The organism is Mucilaginibacter auburnensis (genome assembly GCF_002797815.1).
GTDB classification, from domain to species: domain Bacteria; phylum Bacteroidota; class Bacteroidia; order Sphingobacteriales; family Sphingobacteriaceae; genus Mucilaginibacter; species Mucilaginibacter auburnensis.
Window position 1 is genome coordinate 2,124,830 of sequence record NZ_PGFJ01000001.1, and the last position, 18,329, is coordinate 2,143,158.

The window sequence follows — 18,329 nt, forward strand, 5'->3', positions numbered from 1 at the left end:
GCCACATATAAAATCAATGTCAGCGAGTTTCGCACTTGCCTGTACGGTATTGGTATGTGCTTGCAAGGAAAAGTATACTCCTACACTTAAAGATATTAACCCCAACTATTTGGTTATTGACGGTTTTATAAATACAGGCGGAGACTCGACGATTTTTAAGATTAGCCGCACATTTAAGATTGATAACAAGGCTGTTAGCGCACCTGAGCGGAGTGCAATAGTTACAGTTGAAAGTGATGGCGGTTTGAATGTTATGCTTCCGGAGTTAACATCAAAGCCAGGAACATATTCAATACCATCTTTGGGACAAGACCAAACAAAAAAGTACCGATTAAGGGTAAAAACTAAAGAAGGAAAAGAATATCTGTCGGATTTTGTGGAAAGTAAGGTATCACAACCGGTGAATATTACCTGTGAAGTAAGGCATGGCAATGTTTTGAATATGTATGCAAATTCATCTGATCCAACCGGCAAAAGCCGTTATTACAGGTTTAACTACGAGGAAACGTGGGAGTATGTAGCGCCATTTCTATCATCACTTAAAGTGGTTGATCATCAACTCCGCGATAGGGTTTTCCCTCAGGATGACATATATCATTGCTACCGCTATGTAAAATCAGGAAGAATTGCCTTGGCAAGTACACAATCTTTAACTGAAGATAAACTCGCAGACTATACCTTGGAGGTTATACCGGAAGAATCTGAAAAGATACGAATGCAGTATAGCATATATGTGGAGCAATACGTACTTACCAAAGCGGGTTTTGATTTTTTTGAAGCGCTAAGAAAAAACACTGAGCAGGTAGGCAGTATATTCGATAGCCAACCTTCGCAATTATTTGGCAATATAAGTTGTATAACTGCGCCAAACGAAACCGTTATAGGCTTTGTAAGCGCCGGCACAGTAACAAAAAAAAGAATAGTATTATTGGCTAAAGAACTTCCTTTTCCTCCCAAGCCTGTTCTAACCTATGGATGCGTTACAAGAAAATTAAAAGGACGGTTGGTAAAAGAGTTAATACTTGACCCCTCGTCGCCTGAATTTCTGCCACTATACGAAGACCATGATGATAATGATAGCTTAATTGTAACCGCTGCTCCATGTGCAGATTGCCGATTGCGTGGTGGAATTCTCACCAAACCATCTTATTGGAGGCAGTGATATGACAAGAATGGGAGTTAAAACGAATAATTGGATAACATCTATAACACTAATAGGCATGCTATTGTGTGCCTGTAAAGAAAAGTATGTGCCTGTTTTAAAGGATGTTAATCCCAACTATCTCGTTATTGACGGTTTTATAAATACAGGAGGCGACTCTACAATTTTCAAAATCAGCCGTACATTTAAAGTTGATAGTAAAGCTATCGTGTCACCGGAAAGAAATGCAGTTGTTACAGTTGAGAGTGATGGCGGTTTAACTGTTTTGCTTCCGGAACTGCCCTCAAAGCCCGGAACCTATTCGGTGCCGTCTTTGGTGCAAGATCATACAAAGAAGTACAGGCTGCGGGTAAGAACGAATAATGGCAAAATTTATCTTTCTGATTTTGTTGAAAGTAAGGTTGCTCAACCGGTTAGTATCTCTTATGATGTAAGGCATGGTAATCTCAACATGTACGCTAATTCAACTGACCCAGGCGGCAATAGCCGTTATTACAAATTTGCATATGAAGAAACGTGGGAGTATGTTGCGCCGTTTAATTCTCAGTACAAGGTAGTAAACCGTGCTATAGTGCCGAGGGTTTACCCGCAAGATGATATTTACCATTGCTATCGCTATGTAAAGTCGGGAAGGATTGCCTTGGCGAGTACGCTATCATTAACGGAGGATAAAGTCGCTGATTTTACCCTGGAAGTTATACCGGAGACGTCGGAAAAGATACAAAGGCAGTATAGTATTTATGTGGAGCAAACAGTACTCACTAAGGCCGGCTTTGAGTTTTTTGAAACACTAAGAAAAAATACCGAACAGGTAGGTAGCATTTTTGATAGTCAACCATCGCAATTGTTTGGTAACATCCACTGCACAACCGCGCCCGACGAAACTGTAATTGGCTTTGTAAGTGCCGGTACAGTAACAAAAAAACGAACAGTGTTGCTTGCTAAAGAACTCCCTTTCTCTATTAAGGGTGTTAATTTATACGGATGTACTGCAGATATTTTGCAAGGACAAGACATAAGGGACTTGATAACTAATCCCTCATCGCCTGAATACTTGCCTTTATACTACGACGAACAGTTTAATTTATACGCGACTCAGCAACCATGTGCAGACTGTCGTTTGCGCGGTGGAACGCTCACTATGCCCCCTTATTTTATAAAGTAATATGATGGTGTTTAGATTTAAATATTTCAAGCTAATATCATGTGTGTCACTTGCATGCCTTTTGTTTTATGCGTGCAAAGAGAAATATTTTCCTCAAACTAACGATGTAAACCCTGATTATTTGGTAATTGACGGATTTATCAATACCGGAGGTGATTCTACTATAATTAATTTAAGCAGAACTTTCAAATTGGAAAGTAAAGCGATTATGGCCGTTGAAAAAGGAGCTACTGTTATGGTGGAAAATGATGGTGGAGCAAGTTTCACCTTAACTGAAATTGCAGCAAAACCGGGTAGCTATGCCATACCTGCTATTCCTCAGGATCATACAAAAAAATACAGGTTGCGCGTGATACTTAAAGGAGGTAAGCAGTATCTATCTGATTTTGTAGAGAGTAAGGTTTCACCTCCTGTTGAACTTACCTATGATTTCAGACACGAACAATTAAACATTTATGCCAATACGGAAGATGTATCCGGTAAAAGTAAATATTACAATTACACTTTTACTGAAACATGGGAATATCAATCCAAACTTAAATCGCTTTGGAAAGTTGTTGGCCGCGAAATCAGACAACGACACTTTCCTGAGGATAATATATTTTACTGTTATCATACATTAACATCCGGTAAAATAGTGCTTACATCTACCGATGCACTTATAAATGACAAGGTTGCAGATTTTCAATTAGTTAATATTCCAAAAAATTCAGAAAAAATAGGTCAGCAGTACAGTATATTGGTGAAACAAAATGTCTTGACGAAGGGTGGTTTTCAGTTTTTATCTAATCTTAAAAAAAATACAGAGAGCGTGGGCAGTATTTTTGATGCTCAGCCATCTTTGTTGTACGGCAATATCCATAGTGTTTCTAATCCGGCCGAAGTAGTAATAGGTTATGTTAGTGCAGGAACAATAACTCAAAAACGTTTAACCCTATTAGCGAGAGACTTTCCTTTTCATTATCAGGGTAATGCTGATGATAAATATTGCATTGCAAGTTTAGATACGTTTTGGGTGAATAAAGGAGAAGTGCAAAAATACATAATTGATCCGGTGCCGCCGCAATTAATACCTGTTGGCGATTCGAGCTCGCGTGGCAAACCGGTTTGGATATCGGCTACACCTGAGTTTTATTGTGTGGATTGCAGGTTACAGGGTGGCACTAATGTAGCACCTCCTTATTGGATACAGTAGATATGAAGTTAGGGGTATTAAATAGCGCTAAGAATAGCGTAATGTGCTGTCTCGATGAAGCGCGTCCACAGGTTCGTAAAGCTGGAAAGACAAATTTTTATTTGAGATAACATGGCAAGGTTTAACCATATTTCTTTTTTTATAATAATGCTGACGGGCTTTGCTCTGTCCGGCTGTAAAGAAAGATATGTTCAGCCGGTTAAAGATGTAAATTCCAATTTTTTAGTTGTAGAGGGTTTAATAAATACAGGCGCTGATTCAACCATATTTAATTTAAGCTACACATTTAAATTAGACGGGAAAGCCATAGTTACGCCCGAAAAGACAGCCACTGTTAGCGTAGAAACAGAAAACGGACCTGTTTATGCGCTTCCCGAAACGATTAAAGGTGGCAAGTACGGCGCTAATTTGGGATTGGACCCCGCTAAGAAATATAGATTACGAATACGCACTAAAGACAATAAGGAATACGTCTCTCAATTTGTTGAAAGCAAAGTATCACCGCCCTTCAATCTTAATTACAATTTTGATAATAACGCGTTAAATTTCACCCTTGATACTTACGATGCCTCGGGGAAAAGCATTTATTATAAATATGATTATGAAGAAACTTGGGAATACGAAAGTCAGTTGTTTTCGTCGTTTAAAATAGAGAATGGTAACATATTACCACGAAATCTATCAACAGAGAATATCCATACATGTTGGCGTGTTTTACCCTCGCCTAATATTTTGCTGACCTCTACAGCCAATCTTTCTGAAAGCCGGGTTACAGACAGGCCAATTCTATCTATCCCAAGTAAATCACAAAAGCTGCATATTGAATATAGTATTTTAGTAAAACAAAGTGTATTAACTGCTGAAGCGTTCGCTTTTTGGGAAACACTCAGAAATAACACCGAAAAAGTGGGAAGCATTTTTGACGCGCAGCCATCTCAATTGTTCGGCAATATAAAGTCAACGTCTAATGCGGATGAAACCGTTATTGGTTTTGTTAGCGCCGGAACGGTCACGCAAAAACGACTTTTATTTATTGTTTCAGAATTTCCAAGTCCATGGTTTAATGTTGAAGACAAAACAGAGTGTTTAGAGGCAGTTTCTAAAATAACATTTCTTAGGTCAACAGGAAGGCAATTTATACCCCTGGATGCTGGTGGCGGTACAGAAAAATTATCTTGTGCAGATTGCCGGTTATTTGGCGGATCAACTCAAAAACCCTCTTATTGGAAGTAATAACAAACTATAACGAAATAATTTGACCACTATCACAAAAACTATAAAGTTGAAAATGAAAAAGATAAAAATATATTTTCTTCCTTTGGTAGCACTAATAATTGCTTTGCCAAACGCGCTAAAAGCACAAATGCTTGATGACCTAAAAGCAAACGTTAACAATTATAAAAAACAGGTTGTTACGGAAAAACTTTACGTGCATTTAAACAAAACGTTTTTTTTGACGGGGGAAATATTGTGGTTCAAGGTTTACAATGTTGAAGCATCTTCGCACGTGCCGCTTAACTTGAGTAAAATTGCATATGTTGAGCTATTAGACAACAATAATGTGCCGCTGCTTCAAACTAAAGTGGAATTAAAAGACGGGCAGGGAGATGGCTCAATATTTTTGCCGGCATCGGTCACTAACGGAAGTTACAAATTCAGAGCCTACACTGCCTGGATGAAAAATTTTGGGCCGGAAACTTTTTTTGAAAAACCTTTAACCATTGTTAATATAGCTCAGCAGCCCGAAAAATTACAAACCACACCAACTGATTTTGACGTTCAGTTTATGCCGGAGGGTGGTAATTTAGTTGAAGGTTTGAATAACAAGGTTGCCGTGAAGGTAACCGGTTCAAACGGCAAAGGAATTTTATATGCTGGTGCAATAGTTGATCAAAACAACGACACCGTTGCCAGATTCAGTCCTTACAAAATGGGGATTGGAGCATTTAATTTTACACCTGCTACCGGCAAAACATATAAAGCAATTGTAAAGACGAACGGTAAAACAGTAAACAATGCTCTCCCTAAGATAAACACATCAGGATATGTTTTTCATGCAGAAGATAAAGGAGCGGCCTGGGATATAACAGTTAACAGCAAAAACACTGGCACTAACGAACGTTTGTATTTGCTTGTGCATAACAGCGCTGCCGTGCAGTTTGCTACAGAGATTGTAATGGCAGAAAACGCCAGTCATTATGCTATTGATAAAAGTAAACTGGCAGACGGGGTTAATCAAATTACCTTATTTAATGCACAGCGACAACCAGTTTGTGAGCGACTGGTATTTAAACGGCCGGTTCAAATGTTAAAAATAAATGCCAAAACGGATGCATCGGCTTATGAAAAGAGACAGAAGGTAAGTGTTGATATTAACGCATCTGATGAAGCTTTAAAGCCTCAAGCCGCTACAATGTCAATGTCTGTATACAAGGTTGATTCGCTTCAAAACATTGATAACGCTGGTATAAATAGCTATTTATGGCTAGCCGCGGATGTAAAAGGCTTTATCGAGTCTCCGGAGTATTATTTTGACAATAACAACCACGAAACAAATACTGCTTTAGATAACTTATTACTGGCGCAGGGTTGGAGAGCCTTTAATTGGGCTGATGCAACATCATCAAAAAAAATGGCGTTCCAGTTTCTGCCTGAATACGCGGGCGAGATGTTATATGGCACGGTTAAAGATCGTAAGTCGGGAACTGCAGTGCCCAATGCTTTAGCTTACCTAACCGTTCCTGGAGCTAAAGCCAGATTATTTGCAGCCCGCTCAGACGCTCAGGGTCGTTTCTTTGTTAACTCCGGATTGGTGTATGGTGCGAATGAGGCAGTTTTGCAAACTAATTATGCTATTGACAGCACAAGCTATAAAATTGATCTGGCGAGTCCTTTCTTTGACAAGTACACTAACAATAAACTTTCAGCATTCAATATAACACCGTCTCAAAAACAACTACTTGCGGATTATAGCTTGAGTATGCAGGTGTTAAATAATTATCAGGCTACAGCCATGAGACAGTTCAATAGCCCTCAAACTGATTCAATATCTTTTTACGGACAGCCTGCTAAAACATTTGTGCTTGATCAGTTTACCAGATTTACAACAACGGAGGAGGTGCTGCGCGAGTTTGTTTCTTACATATTCCTTGTAAAGAAAGATAAAAAACTATCAGTTAAAATGTTCAATCAGCAAGGCGTGCTTAATGATGAACCTTTAATTATGGTTGATGGCGTGCCTTTGTTTGATAACAATAAAATTTTTGAACTTGATCCGCTAAAAATAAAAAGGGTGGATGTGCAACCGGAAAGAGTGTTCAATGGACCGGCTATTTTTGAAGGTGTGCTAAGTTTTGTAACCTACAAAGGAGATATGAATGGGTTTGAATTAAATCCCAAGGCAATATTAATTGACTACGAAGGACTGCAGTTACAGCGGCAGTTTTATTCGCCGGTATATGATACAGCAGACCAGAAAGGTAGTAGATTGCCTGATTTCAGGAATGCGCTTTATTGGAATCCAAAGGTAATTACGCAGGCAGATGGTAAAACCAACTTTGAATATTATACTTCGGATATGCCCGGTAAATACGTTGGTGTATTGCAGGGAATAAGTAACAATGGGCGAAGCGGTTCGGCTTATTTATATTTTGAAGTAAAATAATTTTCCGCTCATATTCTTTTCACAAGCTGTGTTGAATAACACGGCTTGTGCTGTTTTTAAGTATTTGTAAATAAACCTATTGTTGGTTTAGTTGTCAAACAAGCGACTAATTTTTTAAAGGGCTAAACAATCTCTACCGGGTAATAATTTTATTATTAAAGTAATTATCCTGTTGCGTTTTTAGTAAATTACGGTGATGGTTGTTAAAAAAACCGTATTTTTATGCCACTTGCAGATACTGTAACGGCACCCTTAAATAAGTTTAATACTATGGCTGTTATCCACAACAAAGACCTCGGGACTAAACAAAAAGCCCTCGCTATAAATCTTAACCCTCAGATATATGGATCGTTTGCGGAAATAGGGGCAGGGCAGGATGTAGCTGCTAATTTTTTTAAAGCAGGTGCATCTTCAGGTACTATAGCTAAAACCATGTCTGCTTATGACATGGTGGTTTCTGATGCAATTTACGGTACGCAGAAAGTTAGGCGTTATGTAAGCGAACCGCGTTTAATAGCTATGCTTAATCATGAATATGGTTTGATAGTTGAACGATTGGCCAGTCAACGCGGCGATAACACTACATTTTTTGCAATATGCGATACAATTTCAGCGCTTAACTACCATAAAACCAACGAAGGGCATGGCTGGATGGGCATACGCTTTCAACTACAACCCAACGGGCAGTATAACGAAGTTGTGATACATGTTAACTTGTTAGATAACGATAACGTTATGCAGCAGCAGGCTGTAGGCGTGTTAGGTGTTAACTTGCTTTACGCATCTTTTTATTACCACGAAAATCCAAACGTTTTTCTTCAATCGTTAATGGACGATCTTTCCAGAGATCGTTTACAGATAGATATGGTAAGGTTTGAAGGACCTGATTTTGCCAAAGTTGATAATCGTTTAATGAGTTTACACCTGGTGAAATATGGTTTTTCAGATGCTGCCGTGTTTGGTCCCGACGGTAAAAACCTGCAACCTTCGGAAGCGCTCTATAAAAAACACGCGGTAGTAATCAGAGGCCGCTTCAGACCTGTTATCAATGTTCATATGGACATGTTGAACACTGGTGTGAAGCAGTTTTTGCAGGAGGCGGATGTAGATAAGGAGAATGTGATGGTTGTTGCAGAACTTACCCTACAGTCGCTCAAGGAGCGTGATGCTGATCCGCTTGCCGAAATTGACGAAAAAGACTTTCTTGACCGTGTTGACATCCTGTGCTCACTCGGGCAAACTGTAATGATATCTAACTTCCACGAGTATTACAAACTGGTGGCTTATATGTCAAAAATCACCAAGCTTAAGCTGGGAGTGGTGTTAGGTTACCCTAACCTGGAGTATATTTTTGCAGAAGAGCATTACCAGGATCTGCAAGGTGGCATTTTAGAATCGTTTGCAACATTGTTTAGCCGTAAGGTGAAATTGTTTATTTACCCGACTTTACGCGATGGCGTTATATGGAATTGTCTTCGTTTTTACCCGCCTCCACATTTAATTGACCTGTACCGTTATCTTATAGCTAATAATAAGATTGAAGATATAAGGCACTACAGAGAAAGCAATCTTAATGTGCAAACGGACAAAGTTTTGCAGATGATTAAACAAGGAGCATCAGGATGGGAAGACTATGTACCAGCTGAGGTTGCCGTAATGATAAAGGAGCGGTGCCTGTTTGGTTACCCTTGCGAAGTACCTCCCGCTTCAACACCGGTTGTTGTTACAGATGAAAAGATAAACTGATAATTTCGGTTTTAGTCGTGATCTGTATGCCCTCTGAAGCTGTAAAATAAGTAGCCCAAAGCAGGTAGTATAAATAAACTGCCTACAACCAGCGCCCATCCTAATACGTTAACAGTACTTGCTGATGCATGATCTGTAAGTAATGACAGGTGATTGCCGTTCTTTTCGGTAATAAAGTATGGATAATGTGTGTAGCCTACAGAAAGTAAGATCATGCTTACCTGGAATGCCGCGAACACCCGAATAATATACCGTTTTCCTCTGTTTATACTTACCCAAAGTAATACTAGCGACAACGAAGCAAGAATTACCGCTATTAAGCTAACCGGATTCCCAAATATCCATTTCGCCATACGTATGTTACTTGTCTCGGCAGCCAGAAATACAAGTCCTCCGCAAAAAAACGCTACAATGTTCAACATCTTGGCCTTTTTAAAGAAACGCTTGATGTCAAAATCATTATCGGCTTCGCCTATAAGGTAAATAGCTGCTAAAAAGCCGCATAAGGCAACGGTAAACAATCCAACTGCAATTGAAAATCCGTTAAGCCAGCAGAAAATATAGGCGTCAGCAAAATTTGTAGCTTCAGTATCAATTCTACGTGAAAGCGCGCTACCAGCGATGATGCCCAGGAAAAGCGGTGTTAAAAAGCTTGAGTAAATAAAAATGCTATTGTAAAGTGTTTGGGTGCGATAGCCTTTTATAGCATCATAGTGCCTGAAGGTAAACGCGGTTCCTCTTGCTATAATTCCCATCAACATGGCCAAAATAGGAATATGTAAATAGGTACACATTACGCTGTAAATATTCGGGAAGCCAACAAATAAAATAACCACAGCAATAACCAGCCACATGTGATTAGCTTCCCAAACCGGCCCTATGGCCTGATAACTGGTTGAGCGCGTGCGCTGGCGGTTGGCTTCCGATGTAAAAAGTTCAATTATACCAGCGCCAAAATCGGCACCGCCCAATAAAAAATAGAGCAGAATGGCCAGGCAAAGAAATAGGATTATTACAGTTAGCATTTTTTAGTCATTTGTCATTAGTCCCTCGTCATTACCACCTAAATTTACAATAGCTATTATTTTACATCATACACTACAGGTACCATTTTTATCTGTCTTTGCAACAAAACAATAACTGCTACACTAAGTGTAAAATAAATAAATGTAAAAAGGTAAAACGAATATTGTATGCCGGGCATGGGGGTTACAGCTTCGCTTGTGCGCATTATATCCTGTATTATCCATGGCTGGCGGCCAACCTCTGTCACTGTCCAACCGGCTTCAAGTGCTATAAATCCAAGTGGCGTGGCAAATATGAACAGCTTTAAGAACCAAGGTTTAAATAACCAGTTGTTCTTTTTCCAAATACAGATCAAGTACAATATACCAATGGCCAACATGATCATTCCTAAGCCAACCATTATTTGAAATGCATAGTGCGTTATTGCTACAGGTGGTTGTTCATTGACTGGAATTTGGTCTAAACCTTTAACCGCTGTTTTAAAATCATCGTGCACCAAAAAACTCAACAAACCTGGAATTTCTATGCCGTAATTTACCTTTTTTGTTGCTGTATCTGGTATGCCGCCAATAACCAATGGTGCATATTCTTGCGTTTCAAAATAGGCTTCCATCGCGGCAAGTTTGGCGGGCTGGTTTTTAGCCGCATGTTTTGCCGATAGGTCCCCGCTCAGCGGTTGTAAAATTGCGGCCACAGCACCAAAAACAATCGCAATTTTAAAAGCCCGCGTATGGAATGATATATTCTGTTTGTGGTAGATCATCAAAGCGTGTATTCCGGCAACCGCAAAACCAGTGGCTGCAAAAGCAGCTATCGTCATGTGTAGCGCTTCACTAAACCAAGCGCCATTAAACATGGCTTTCATAGGGTCAATGTTGGTGTACTTACCGTTAACGTAATTAAAGCCCGCCGGACTATTCATCCATGAGTTGGCAGATACTACTAAAATTCCTGATAATATACCACTAACACCAACCAGTACTCCGGTAAACCAATGGAACCATTTATTGAATTTGTTCCATCCGTACAGAAAAAAGCCTAAGGCTATGGCCTCAATAAAAAAAGCAACACCTTCTAATGAAAAAGGCATACCAAAAATAGGCCCGGCATGTAACATAAATTTAGGCCAAAGCAACCCCAACTCAAAGGAAAGCATAGTGCCTGATACGGCACCGGTTGCGAAAAATATAGCTACGCCTTTACTCCAGGCCTGCGTAATGTTTTTGTATACTACATTACCAGTTTTTATGTATTGATAATGGGCTATGGCCATAAAAACTGGCATTACCATTCCAATACACGAGTAAATGATGTGGAACCCAAGCGAAAGGGCCATTTGTGAACGGGCGGCTAAAAAATCATCCATATAAGGCGATATATTATGTGCTGCTAAGATAGGCCAAAGGGTATAAAATGTATTATAAAGTATAGCAATTGAGATCTATTATTACCAATACATAATGATTTTAAATTATTTATCGTTATTGATTGTAAACACATCGTTTTGTAAAAAATGGTCAATAATTGTTGCTAATTTTAACTTGCCTTACCATTTTACACATCTTAGCAAAATATGAAGCAAACTAAATTTTTATTAACTATAGCTATCGCTGCAATTGGCATGGGCGCCAAGGCGCAGAGCGGTATGCCACAACCACCTAAGTATGATCAGCATAAGGTGTTTAACCCTTTATTTTATCCTGATAAAGCTAATGAGTACCGTACCGGTGGCGGTGCGCCAGGCATAAAATACTGGCAAAACAGAGCCGATTATAAGATCAACGTAGCGCTTGATACGGTAAAAAATAAAGTGACAGGCAGCGTTTTGATAACTTACACCAATAACAGTCCGGATGCTCTACCTTTTTTATGGTTGCAATTAGATCAGAATATTTTGCGGGAAGATTCAAGAGCACAGGAAACAAGTAATGTACTGGGTGGACGTTTTGCCAATCGTAGTTATACAAAAGGCTTTGAGTTGAAAGATGTAAATATTATTGCAGATGGCAAGACAACAAAAGCAAACTACACGGTTACAGATACACGCATGCAACTCAAATTAGCTTCATCACTGAAAGGTGCAGGAGCTAAAGTGCAGATAAAAGTAGATTACGCTTTTGAAGTGCCCGAGTATGGAACAGACCGAATGGGCCGCGTTGAAACTGTTAACGGTTGGATCTATGAGGTGGCCCAATGGTATCCGCGCATGGAAGTTTATGACGATATAAGCGGATGGAACACCCTGCCTTACCTTGGCGCCGGCGAGTTTTACTTGGAATACGGCGATTTTGACTATACCATAACTGCGCCTGGCAATATGTTGGTAGTTGGTTCGGGCCAATTGGTTAATCCGGCTGAAGTATATACCGCGGCAACCATGGCCAAATTGAATACCGCAAAGAGTAGCGATAAAACAGTTATTATACGCAGCGCTGCCGATATTGACAGCAAAGCAAAATTTTTACTATCAAAGCCGAATCTAACATGGCACTTCACATGTACTAATTCGCGTGATGTAGCATGGGGCGCGTCAAAAGCTTTTGTTTGGGATGCCGCCCGCATTAATTTACCAAGCGGTAAAAAAGCGTTGGCCCAATCTGTTTATCCTTCCGAGAATGGCAGCAACGAAGCATGGGGGCGATCGACCGAGTATGTAAAGGCCACAATTGAGCAATCATCAAAAAAATGGTTTGAGTATACTTATCCTGTAGCTACCAATGTAGCGGGTATAGTAGGCGGCATGGAATATCCCGGGATAGTTTTTTGCAGCTCCAACTCATCAGGTGGTGACCTTTGGAATGTTACAAACCACGAGTTTGGCCATAACTGGTTCCCGATGATAGTAGGTTCAAATGAACGTAAATATGCCTGGATGGATGAAGGGTTCAACACCTTTATTAATAGTGTTGACACAAAAGAATTCAATAAAGGTGAATACTATCAGAAAGAAGATGTGCATAAACAAGCCCCCGGTATGTTTGGGGAAGACGCGGAGCCTATTATGAGTTTGCCTGATGTAATACAGGAGGGCTACTTGGGTAATGCAGCGTATAACAAGCCTGCTTTGGGTTTAACTATTTTGCGTGAGCAGATACTTGGAAAAGAGCGCTTTGACTACGCGTTTACTACATATATTAAACGTTGGGCATTCAAGCATCCAACACCTTGGGATTTCTTCCACACCATGGACAACGCGGCGGGAGAGGACCTGAGCTGGTTTTGGAACCAATGGTTCATGACCACCTGGAAACTGGATCAAGGTATAAAAGAAGTTAATTATATAGAAGATAAGCCTGCAAAAGGTGCGCTTGTAACTGTTGAGAACCTGGGCGAGATGGCACTACCAATTACCGTTGAAATAGTTGAAGAAAATGGCAAAACCGGCATTGTAAAACTACCTGCCGAGATTTGGCAACGCGGCGGGGAGTGGACGTTTTTATATCCTTCCACTCAAAAAATAAAAATAATTACCGTTGACCCCGATCATGTTTTACCCGACGTTAACCCCAATAACAACTACTATAGCGGACAAGATGTTGAGGCCGGGCTAACCGCCGCAACGGTGGTGAAAAAATATATTGATGCCATTGGTGGCGCTGCAAAACTAAATGCCTTAAAAGATATTACAATTAATGGCGATGGGGTTTTACAGGGAACCGCTTTAAAGCTATCAACCAGCTATAAGGCGCCTTCAAAGTATATTTATAGCATCAATGCACCAGCTTATAATAATGCGCCGGTGCTAAAAATTGTTAGCGCATCAGACAGTGTGAAAGTTAGCCAGATGGGACGGGATTTCGCAATTGACAAAGCTACTACCGAACAAGTTAAAGCGCGCTACCAGTTCTTCCCCGAACTTTTATTTGATAAGCCGGGGTATAGTATAGCGCTTGATCCTAAAATGCAGGTTGTAGGAAAAGATCTGGCTTATTTGGTTAATGTAACTTATCCGGGCGGTACTGTGGTGAAAACTTTTTACGAACAAAAGACCGGGTTAAAAGTTAAGCAATACACGGAAGTGGCAGGCTCTGGGGTTGTAGAGTGGAGTGATTACAGAGATACGCCTGCAGGTATTAAAATACCTTATAAAATGAGTGCTAATGTACTCGGTCAGCCGGTTAATTTTGAAGTTACCGAAGTTAAAGCGAATAGCGGCTTAGGAGATGAATTGTTTAAATAGACGATCAGCGATAAAGATCTCTTAAACAAGAACGGTCAGCAATTTTGCTGACCGTTCTTGTTTAAGATTATTCTGCGCTTAACTCAGTAAAATATTTATGAAATAGCGGTATTGTTTCAATTCCTTTGTAATAATTGAATATGTCGTATTTTTCATTAGGCGAGTGTAGGGCATCGCTATCTAAGCCAAAGCCCATCAATACAGTTTTTATACCTAATTCCGCCTCAAATAATGATACGATGGGTATACTGCCACCACCGCGTGTAGGTATTGGCGCTTTACCAAAAGATTCGGCAATTGCTTTTTGAGCAGCGCGGTAAGCCACACTATCAGTAGGTGTAACAACCGGCTCCCCGCCATGATGAGGCGTTACCTTAACTTTAACATATGCAGGCGCTATATGCTTAAAGTGGTCAGTAAAAAGTTGGGTTATTTTTTCTGAACTTTGATTAGGTACCAAGCGCATTGATATTTTTGCGCTCGCTTTTGAAGGTAATACTGTTTTTGCTCCTTCGCCAGTGTAACCGCCCCATATGCCATTAACCTCTAAGGTGGGGCGGGTGCCGGTGCGTTCAAATGTGCTATAACCTTTTTCGCCCCACAATTCTGTTACATCAAGATCTTTTTTGTATTCGGTTTCATCGTAAGGCGCCGCGTTCAATTCTTTGCGTTCAGCTTCGCTTAGTTCAACAACATCATCATAAAAACCCGGAATGTTGATGCGATTATCATCATCATGTAGGGAGGCTATCATTTTAGCAAGTATTGTAGCCGGATTAGCTACTGCACCCCCATATACCCCTGAATGCAGATCGCGGTTAGGGCCTGTAACTTCAACTTCAAGATAGGCAAGTCCGCGTAAGCCTGTTTCAAGTGAAGGATCTTCCATGCTGATCATTGAGGTGTCAGATATAAGCACTACATCAGCGGCAAGGCGATCTTTATTGCCTTTAACAAAAATACTTAGGTTGGCCGATCCTACTTCTTCCTCGCCCTCAATCATAAATTTGATGTTGCATGGCAGCGTCTCGGTTTGCATCATCAACTCAAAGGCTTTTACATGCATATAAAACTGACCTTTGTCATCGCATGCACCGCGCGCGTAGATTTTACCATCGCGCACAGTGGGCTCAAATGGAGGAGTATGCCATAGTTCCAGCGGATCTGCCGGTTGTACATCGTAATGACCATATACCAATACTGTTGGATTAGCAGGGTCAATTATTTTTTCGCCGTAAACTATGGGGTAACCTGCAGTGGGGCATACCTCAACGTTATCTGCACCGGCATCACGTAGCTTTTGTGCCACATAATCGGCAGTTTTTAACACATCACCCTTAAACGCGGGATCAGCACTAACCGACTGAAATCGAAGTAATTCAAATAATTCATTGAGCATTCGCTCTTTATTTTGCGCAACATATTGCTTTATAGTTTCCATAGGCACTAAATTTGGACAAATATAACTGCAATTTCGCTATCAAACTACGTTGTGTAAGGTTATTGTAAATGCTTTGCTAAGTTCATTATAAAACCGTGTTGCTTTTATATATTTGTCTAATAACCTGTAATTAACACCGATTGATAAATGGATTATCGAAAGATAATTTACTGCTGTATTACACTATGCTTTTTTAGTATAACGGTTTACGCGCAATTACCGAGTTGTAGCGCTGCAGCACGTTTTTACTCAAAAGATAGCATCAATGTAACCACTTTTGGTGCGAGCACTGTTGAAGGTGTAAAAGGACTGTCTTTCCAGGGTTTCTTAAAAGATAATATACAATCTTGCTATACAGGTATAATAGTTACCGTTACGACAAATGGGGTAGGAGGTGAAACCTCAACACAGGGTTTGAAGCGCTACCCTGCTGCCATTGCGGGCAGAACCGGGTTTGTTTTAATATTGATTGGCGCAAACGACGCGGTTGCCCTGGCGGCCCGGACGATGACCTTGAGAGAAACAGAAGCTAACATGCGGTATTATATCGAAACCGCATTAAAAAATAACCTGATCCCAATTGTAGGCTCAATACAGTTTTTTAACGACAGGAACAGTCAGTCTTTGAGGACAGCTAATTTGTTCGTTGGGCAGATCAACGCACTTTACCGTCGTTTAGCAAGGGAGTACAACGTTTATTTTGCTGATATTAACCGGGCTTTGGGCAGAGATTTTAGCTTATATCAAGATGTAGTTCACCCTAATGAAGCTGGTTATAAGGTAATAAGCTTTGTATGGTTTGATGTTATTAATCAGGCTATTGAAGATAAGTTGTTGTTGATTGGTCTTAACCAGAATTATCCTAATCCAGCGTCTACACGCACCCGGATTGGTTTCAGCTTATCTCAGGCTGGTAGAGTTGTTATCAACTTATATAATATACAGGGCAAGTTTATAAAAAATTTGTTTGATGCTTATCAAAACGCCGGTTATCAGGAAACAGTAGCGGTTTTAAATGGATTAGATCCCGGTATTTATGTTTACAGTATGCAGGTAGGTGGGCTTGTATTAAGTAAAAAAATGATTATTGTACCGGGGTATTAATTAATCTGCGGTACCTAAAAGCGTATTTGTAGCAATAGCTTCCGCTTTCTCCTCAATGGTCGCTTTTTTCAATGCAACCTCTTTTTCATTACCCCTTGTAACAGACCATGCAGTTAATCCGGTTGAAAAGACTAATGTGGCTGCAATTAAAATCTTTTTCATCTGCAAAAAAAAGTGGTTTAAATTAGTCTGCAGTACCTAAGTTATTTTTATCGATAGATCTGTCAGCAGTACCCAGGTTGTTTTTATCATTTCTATCAGCAGTGCCTAAATTATTTTTGTCTCCTCTGTCAGCAGTACCCAAATTATTTTTATCATTTCTATCGGCAGTACCTAAGTTGTTTTTATCTAAAGTTCTGTCAGCAGTACCCAAGTTGTTTTTATCGCTGGTGTTGGCTGCAAAAGTTGAAGATATACCTGTAGTTAATAAAAGTGCTGCTATGATGATGGTCTTTTTCATGATTGTTGGTATTGAATATTATATAGATTGGTTAAGGTTTAAATTAAAATCTGTCGGCTGTTCCTAAATTGTTTTTGTCGCCCCTGTCAGCGGTACCTAAATTATTTTTGTCGTTTCTATCAGCAGTACCCAGGTTGTTTTTGTCGCCTCTGTCAGCAGTGCCTAAGTTGTTTTTGTCATTTCTATCGGCGGTACCCAAATTGTTTTTATCTAAAGTTCTGTCAGCAGTACCCAAGTTGTTTTTATCGCCGGTGTTGGCTGCAAAAGTTGAAGAGATACCTGTAGTTAATAAAAGTGCTGCTATGATGATGGTCTTTTTCATGATTAGTGGTATTGAATATTATATAGATTGGTAAGGTTTAAATTAAAATCTGTCGGCTGTTCCTAAATTGTTTTTGTCGCCCCTGTCAGCTGTTCCTAAATTGTTTTTGTCATTTCTATCAGCAGTGCCTAAATTATTTTTGTCTCCTCTGTCAGCAGTACCCAAATTATTTTTATCATTTCTATCGGCAGTACCTAAGTTGTTTTTATCTAAAGTTCTGTCAGCAGTACCCAAGTTGTTTTTATCGCTGGTGTTGGCTGCAAAAGTTGAAGATATACCTGTAGTTAATAAAAGTGCTGCTATGATGATGGTCTTTTTCATGATTGTTAGTATTGAATATTATATAGATTGGTTAAGGTTAAATTAAAATCTGTCTGCTGTCCCTAAATTGTTTTTGTCGCCCCTGTCAGCTGTTCCTAAGTTGTTTTTGTCGCCCCTGTCAGCTGTCCCTAAATTGTTTTTATCGCCCCTGTCAGCAGTGCCTAAGTTGTTTTTATCACCTCTGTCAGCCGTACCTAAATTGTTTTTATCCGAAGATCTGTCAGCAGTGCCAAGATTGTTTTTATCACCTGCTGCGTTAGCTATTGATGGTGATATAACAGTTAATATGATGGCGGCTGCTGCAATGAATTTTTTCATGACGTTGTTATGAGTATTTATTTATAATTTTTTTTATTTCTATGATATATGGTTGTAAAATGAATCTTAATCTGCCGTTGCAAGGAAGCTTTGATCGTTGATAGCAACATTTGCCGACTTATTTAAAGCAGGCGCGCACTCTTTGCAATCAGAAGTGGTGAGGATAGATAATGTTCCTACAGTGAAGGCTACTATTGCTGTTATGACGATTTTCTTCATTTTATT

17 protein-coding genes are annotated in these 18,329 nt (G+C 39.8%); 8 read left to right on the forward strand and 9 right to left on the reverse strand.

Annotated features, from left to right (window positions below; translation table 11 throughout):
• Positions 1-16 precede the first annotated feature (16 nt).
• From CLV57_RS09485 to CLV57_RS09510, 6 genes are all read left to right on the forward strand, one after another.
• Positions 17-1,162, forward strand: a complete 1,146-nt coding sequence (locus CLV57_RS09485) for a DUF4249 domain-containing protein (protein WP_100341061.1) — start codon at positions 17-19, stop codon at positions 1,160-1,162.
• A gap of 1 nt (position 1,163) precedes the next feature.
• Positions 1,164-2,327 carry a DUF4249 domain-containing protein gene (locus CLV57_RS09490; protein ID WP_100341062.1) on the forward strand — a complete coding sequence of 388 codons (1,164 nt, stop codon included), beginning with the start codon at positions 1,164-1,166 and terminating at the stop codon, positions 2,325-2,327.
• A 1-nt stretch (position 2,328) separates the two neighbouring features.
• Positions 2,329-3,522: a DUF4249 domain-containing protein gene (locus CLV57_RS09495; protein ID WP_100341063.1), complete on the forward strand. Its 1,194-nt coding sequence runs from the start codon at positions 2,329-2,331 to the stop codon at positions 3,520-3,522.
• A gap of 111 nt (positions 3,523-3,633) precedes the next feature.
• Entirely contained in the window at positions 3,634-4,755 is a 1,122-nt protein-coding gene (locus CLV57_RS09500) for a DUF4249 domain-containing protein (RefSeq protein ID WP_100341064.1), read from the forward strand.
• 55 nt (positions 4,756-4,810) lie between these two features.
• On the forward strand, positions 4,811-7,186 hold the full coding sequence (locus CLV57_RS09505; RefSeq protein WP_100341065.1) for a porin family protein: 2,376 nt from the start codon (positions 4,811-4,813) through the stop codon (positions 7,184-7,186).
• 270 nt (positions 7,187-7,456) lie between these two features.
• A complete protein-coding gene (locus CLV57_RS09510) occupies positions 7,457-8,932 on the forward strand; it encodes a nicotinate-nucleotide adenylyltransferase (protein ID WP_100341360.1) in 1,476 nt (491 codons plus the stop codon).
• An 11-nt stretch (positions 8,933-8,943) separates the two neighbouring features.
• Here CLV57_RS09510 and CLV57_RS09515 read toward each other — a convergent pair whose 3' ends face one another.
• Complete coding sequence (locus CLV57_RS09515; protein WP_100341066.1) at positions 8,944-9,957, reverse strand: cytochrome d ubiquinol oxidase subunit II; 1,014 nt, start codon at positions 9,955-9,957, stop codon at positions 8,944-8,946.
• 56 nt (positions 9,958-10,013) lie between these two features.
• Positions 10,014-11,324 (reverse strand): cytochrome ubiquinol oxidase subunit I, encoded by a 1,311-nt coding sequence (locus CLV57_RS09520; RefSeq protein WP_100341067.1) that lies wholly within the window; start codon positions 11,322-11,324, stop codon positions 10,014-10,016.
• 207 nt (positions 11,325-11,531) lie between these two features.
• On the opposite strand from CLV57_RS09520, the gene CLV57_RS09525 reads away from it, so the two are divergent.
• Positions 11,532-14,138, forward strand: coding sequence for a M1 family metallopeptidase (locus CLV57_RS09525; RefSeq protein ID WP_169927072.1), 2,607 nt, complete (start codon positions 11,532-11,534; stop codon positions 14,136-14,138).
• Positions 14,139-14,205: 67 nt separating this feature from the next.
• Here CLV57_RS09525 and CLV57_RS09530 read toward each other — a convergent pair whose 3' ends face one another.
• Positions 14,206-15,579: a dipeptidase gene (locus CLV57_RS09530; protein ID WP_100341068.1), complete on the reverse strand. Its 1,374-nt coding sequence runs from the start codon at positions 15,577-15,579 to the stop codon at positions 14,206-14,208.
• A 147-nt stretch (positions 15,580-15,726) separates the two neighbouring features.
• Between CLV57_RS09530 and CLV57_RS09535 the strand changes: the two genes are divergently transcribed.
• A complete protein-coding gene (locus CLV57_RS09535) occupies positions 15,727-16,683 on the forward strand; it encodes a GDSL-type esterase/lipase family protein (protein ID WP_100341069.1) in 957 nt (318 codons plus the stop codon).
• Here the strand turns inward: CLV57_RS09535 and CLV57_RS18355 are convergent, their stop codons facing one another.
• The 6 genes from CLV57_RS18355 to CLV57_RS18360 all read right to left on the reverse strand — a co-directional run bounded on the left by CLV57_RS18355 (position 16,684) and on the right by CLV57_RS18360 (position 18,323).
• Positions 16,684-16,845, reverse strand: a complete 162-nt coding sequence (locus CLV57_RS18355) for a hypothetical protein (protein WP_157799116.1) — start codon at positions 16,843-16,845, stop codon at positions 16,684-16,686.
• Between the two features lie 22 nt (positions 16,846-16,867).
• Positions 16,868-17,143, reverse strand: coding sequence for a hypothetical protein (locus tag CLV57_RS09540; RefSeq protein WP_100341070.1), 276 nt, complete (start codon positions 17,141-17,143; stop codon positions 16,868-16,870).
• A gap of 43 nt (positions 17,144-17,186) precedes the next feature.
• Positions 17,187-17,465 (reverse strand): hypothetical protein, encoded by a 279-nt coding sequence (locus CLV57_RS09545; protein WP_100341071.1) that lies wholly within the window; start codon positions 17,463-17,465, stop codon positions 17,187-17,189.
• A 42-nt stretch (positions 17,466-17,507) separates the two neighbouring features.
• Positions 17,508-17,786 carry a hypothetical protein gene (locus CLV57_RS09550; RefSeq protein WP_100341072.1) on the reverse strand — a complete coding sequence of 93 codons (279 nt, stop codon included), beginning with the start codon at positions 17,784-17,786 and terminating at the stop codon, positions 17,508-17,510.
• Between the two features lie 42 nt (positions 17,787-17,828).
• Entirely contained in the window at positions 17,829-18,104 is a 276-nt protein-coding gene (locus CLV57_RS09555; protein WP_100341073.1) for a hypothetical protein, read from the reverse strand.
• A 66-nt stretch (positions 18,105-18,170) separates the two neighbouring features.
• Positions 18,171-18,323 carry a hypothetical protein gene (locus CLV57_RS18360; RefSeq protein ID WP_157799117.1) on the reverse strand — a complete coding sequence of 51 codons (153 nt, stop codon included), beginning with the start codon at positions 18,321-18,323 and terminating at the stop codon, positions 18,171-18,173.
• Between the last annotated feature and the right edge of the window lie 6 nt (positions 18,324-18,329).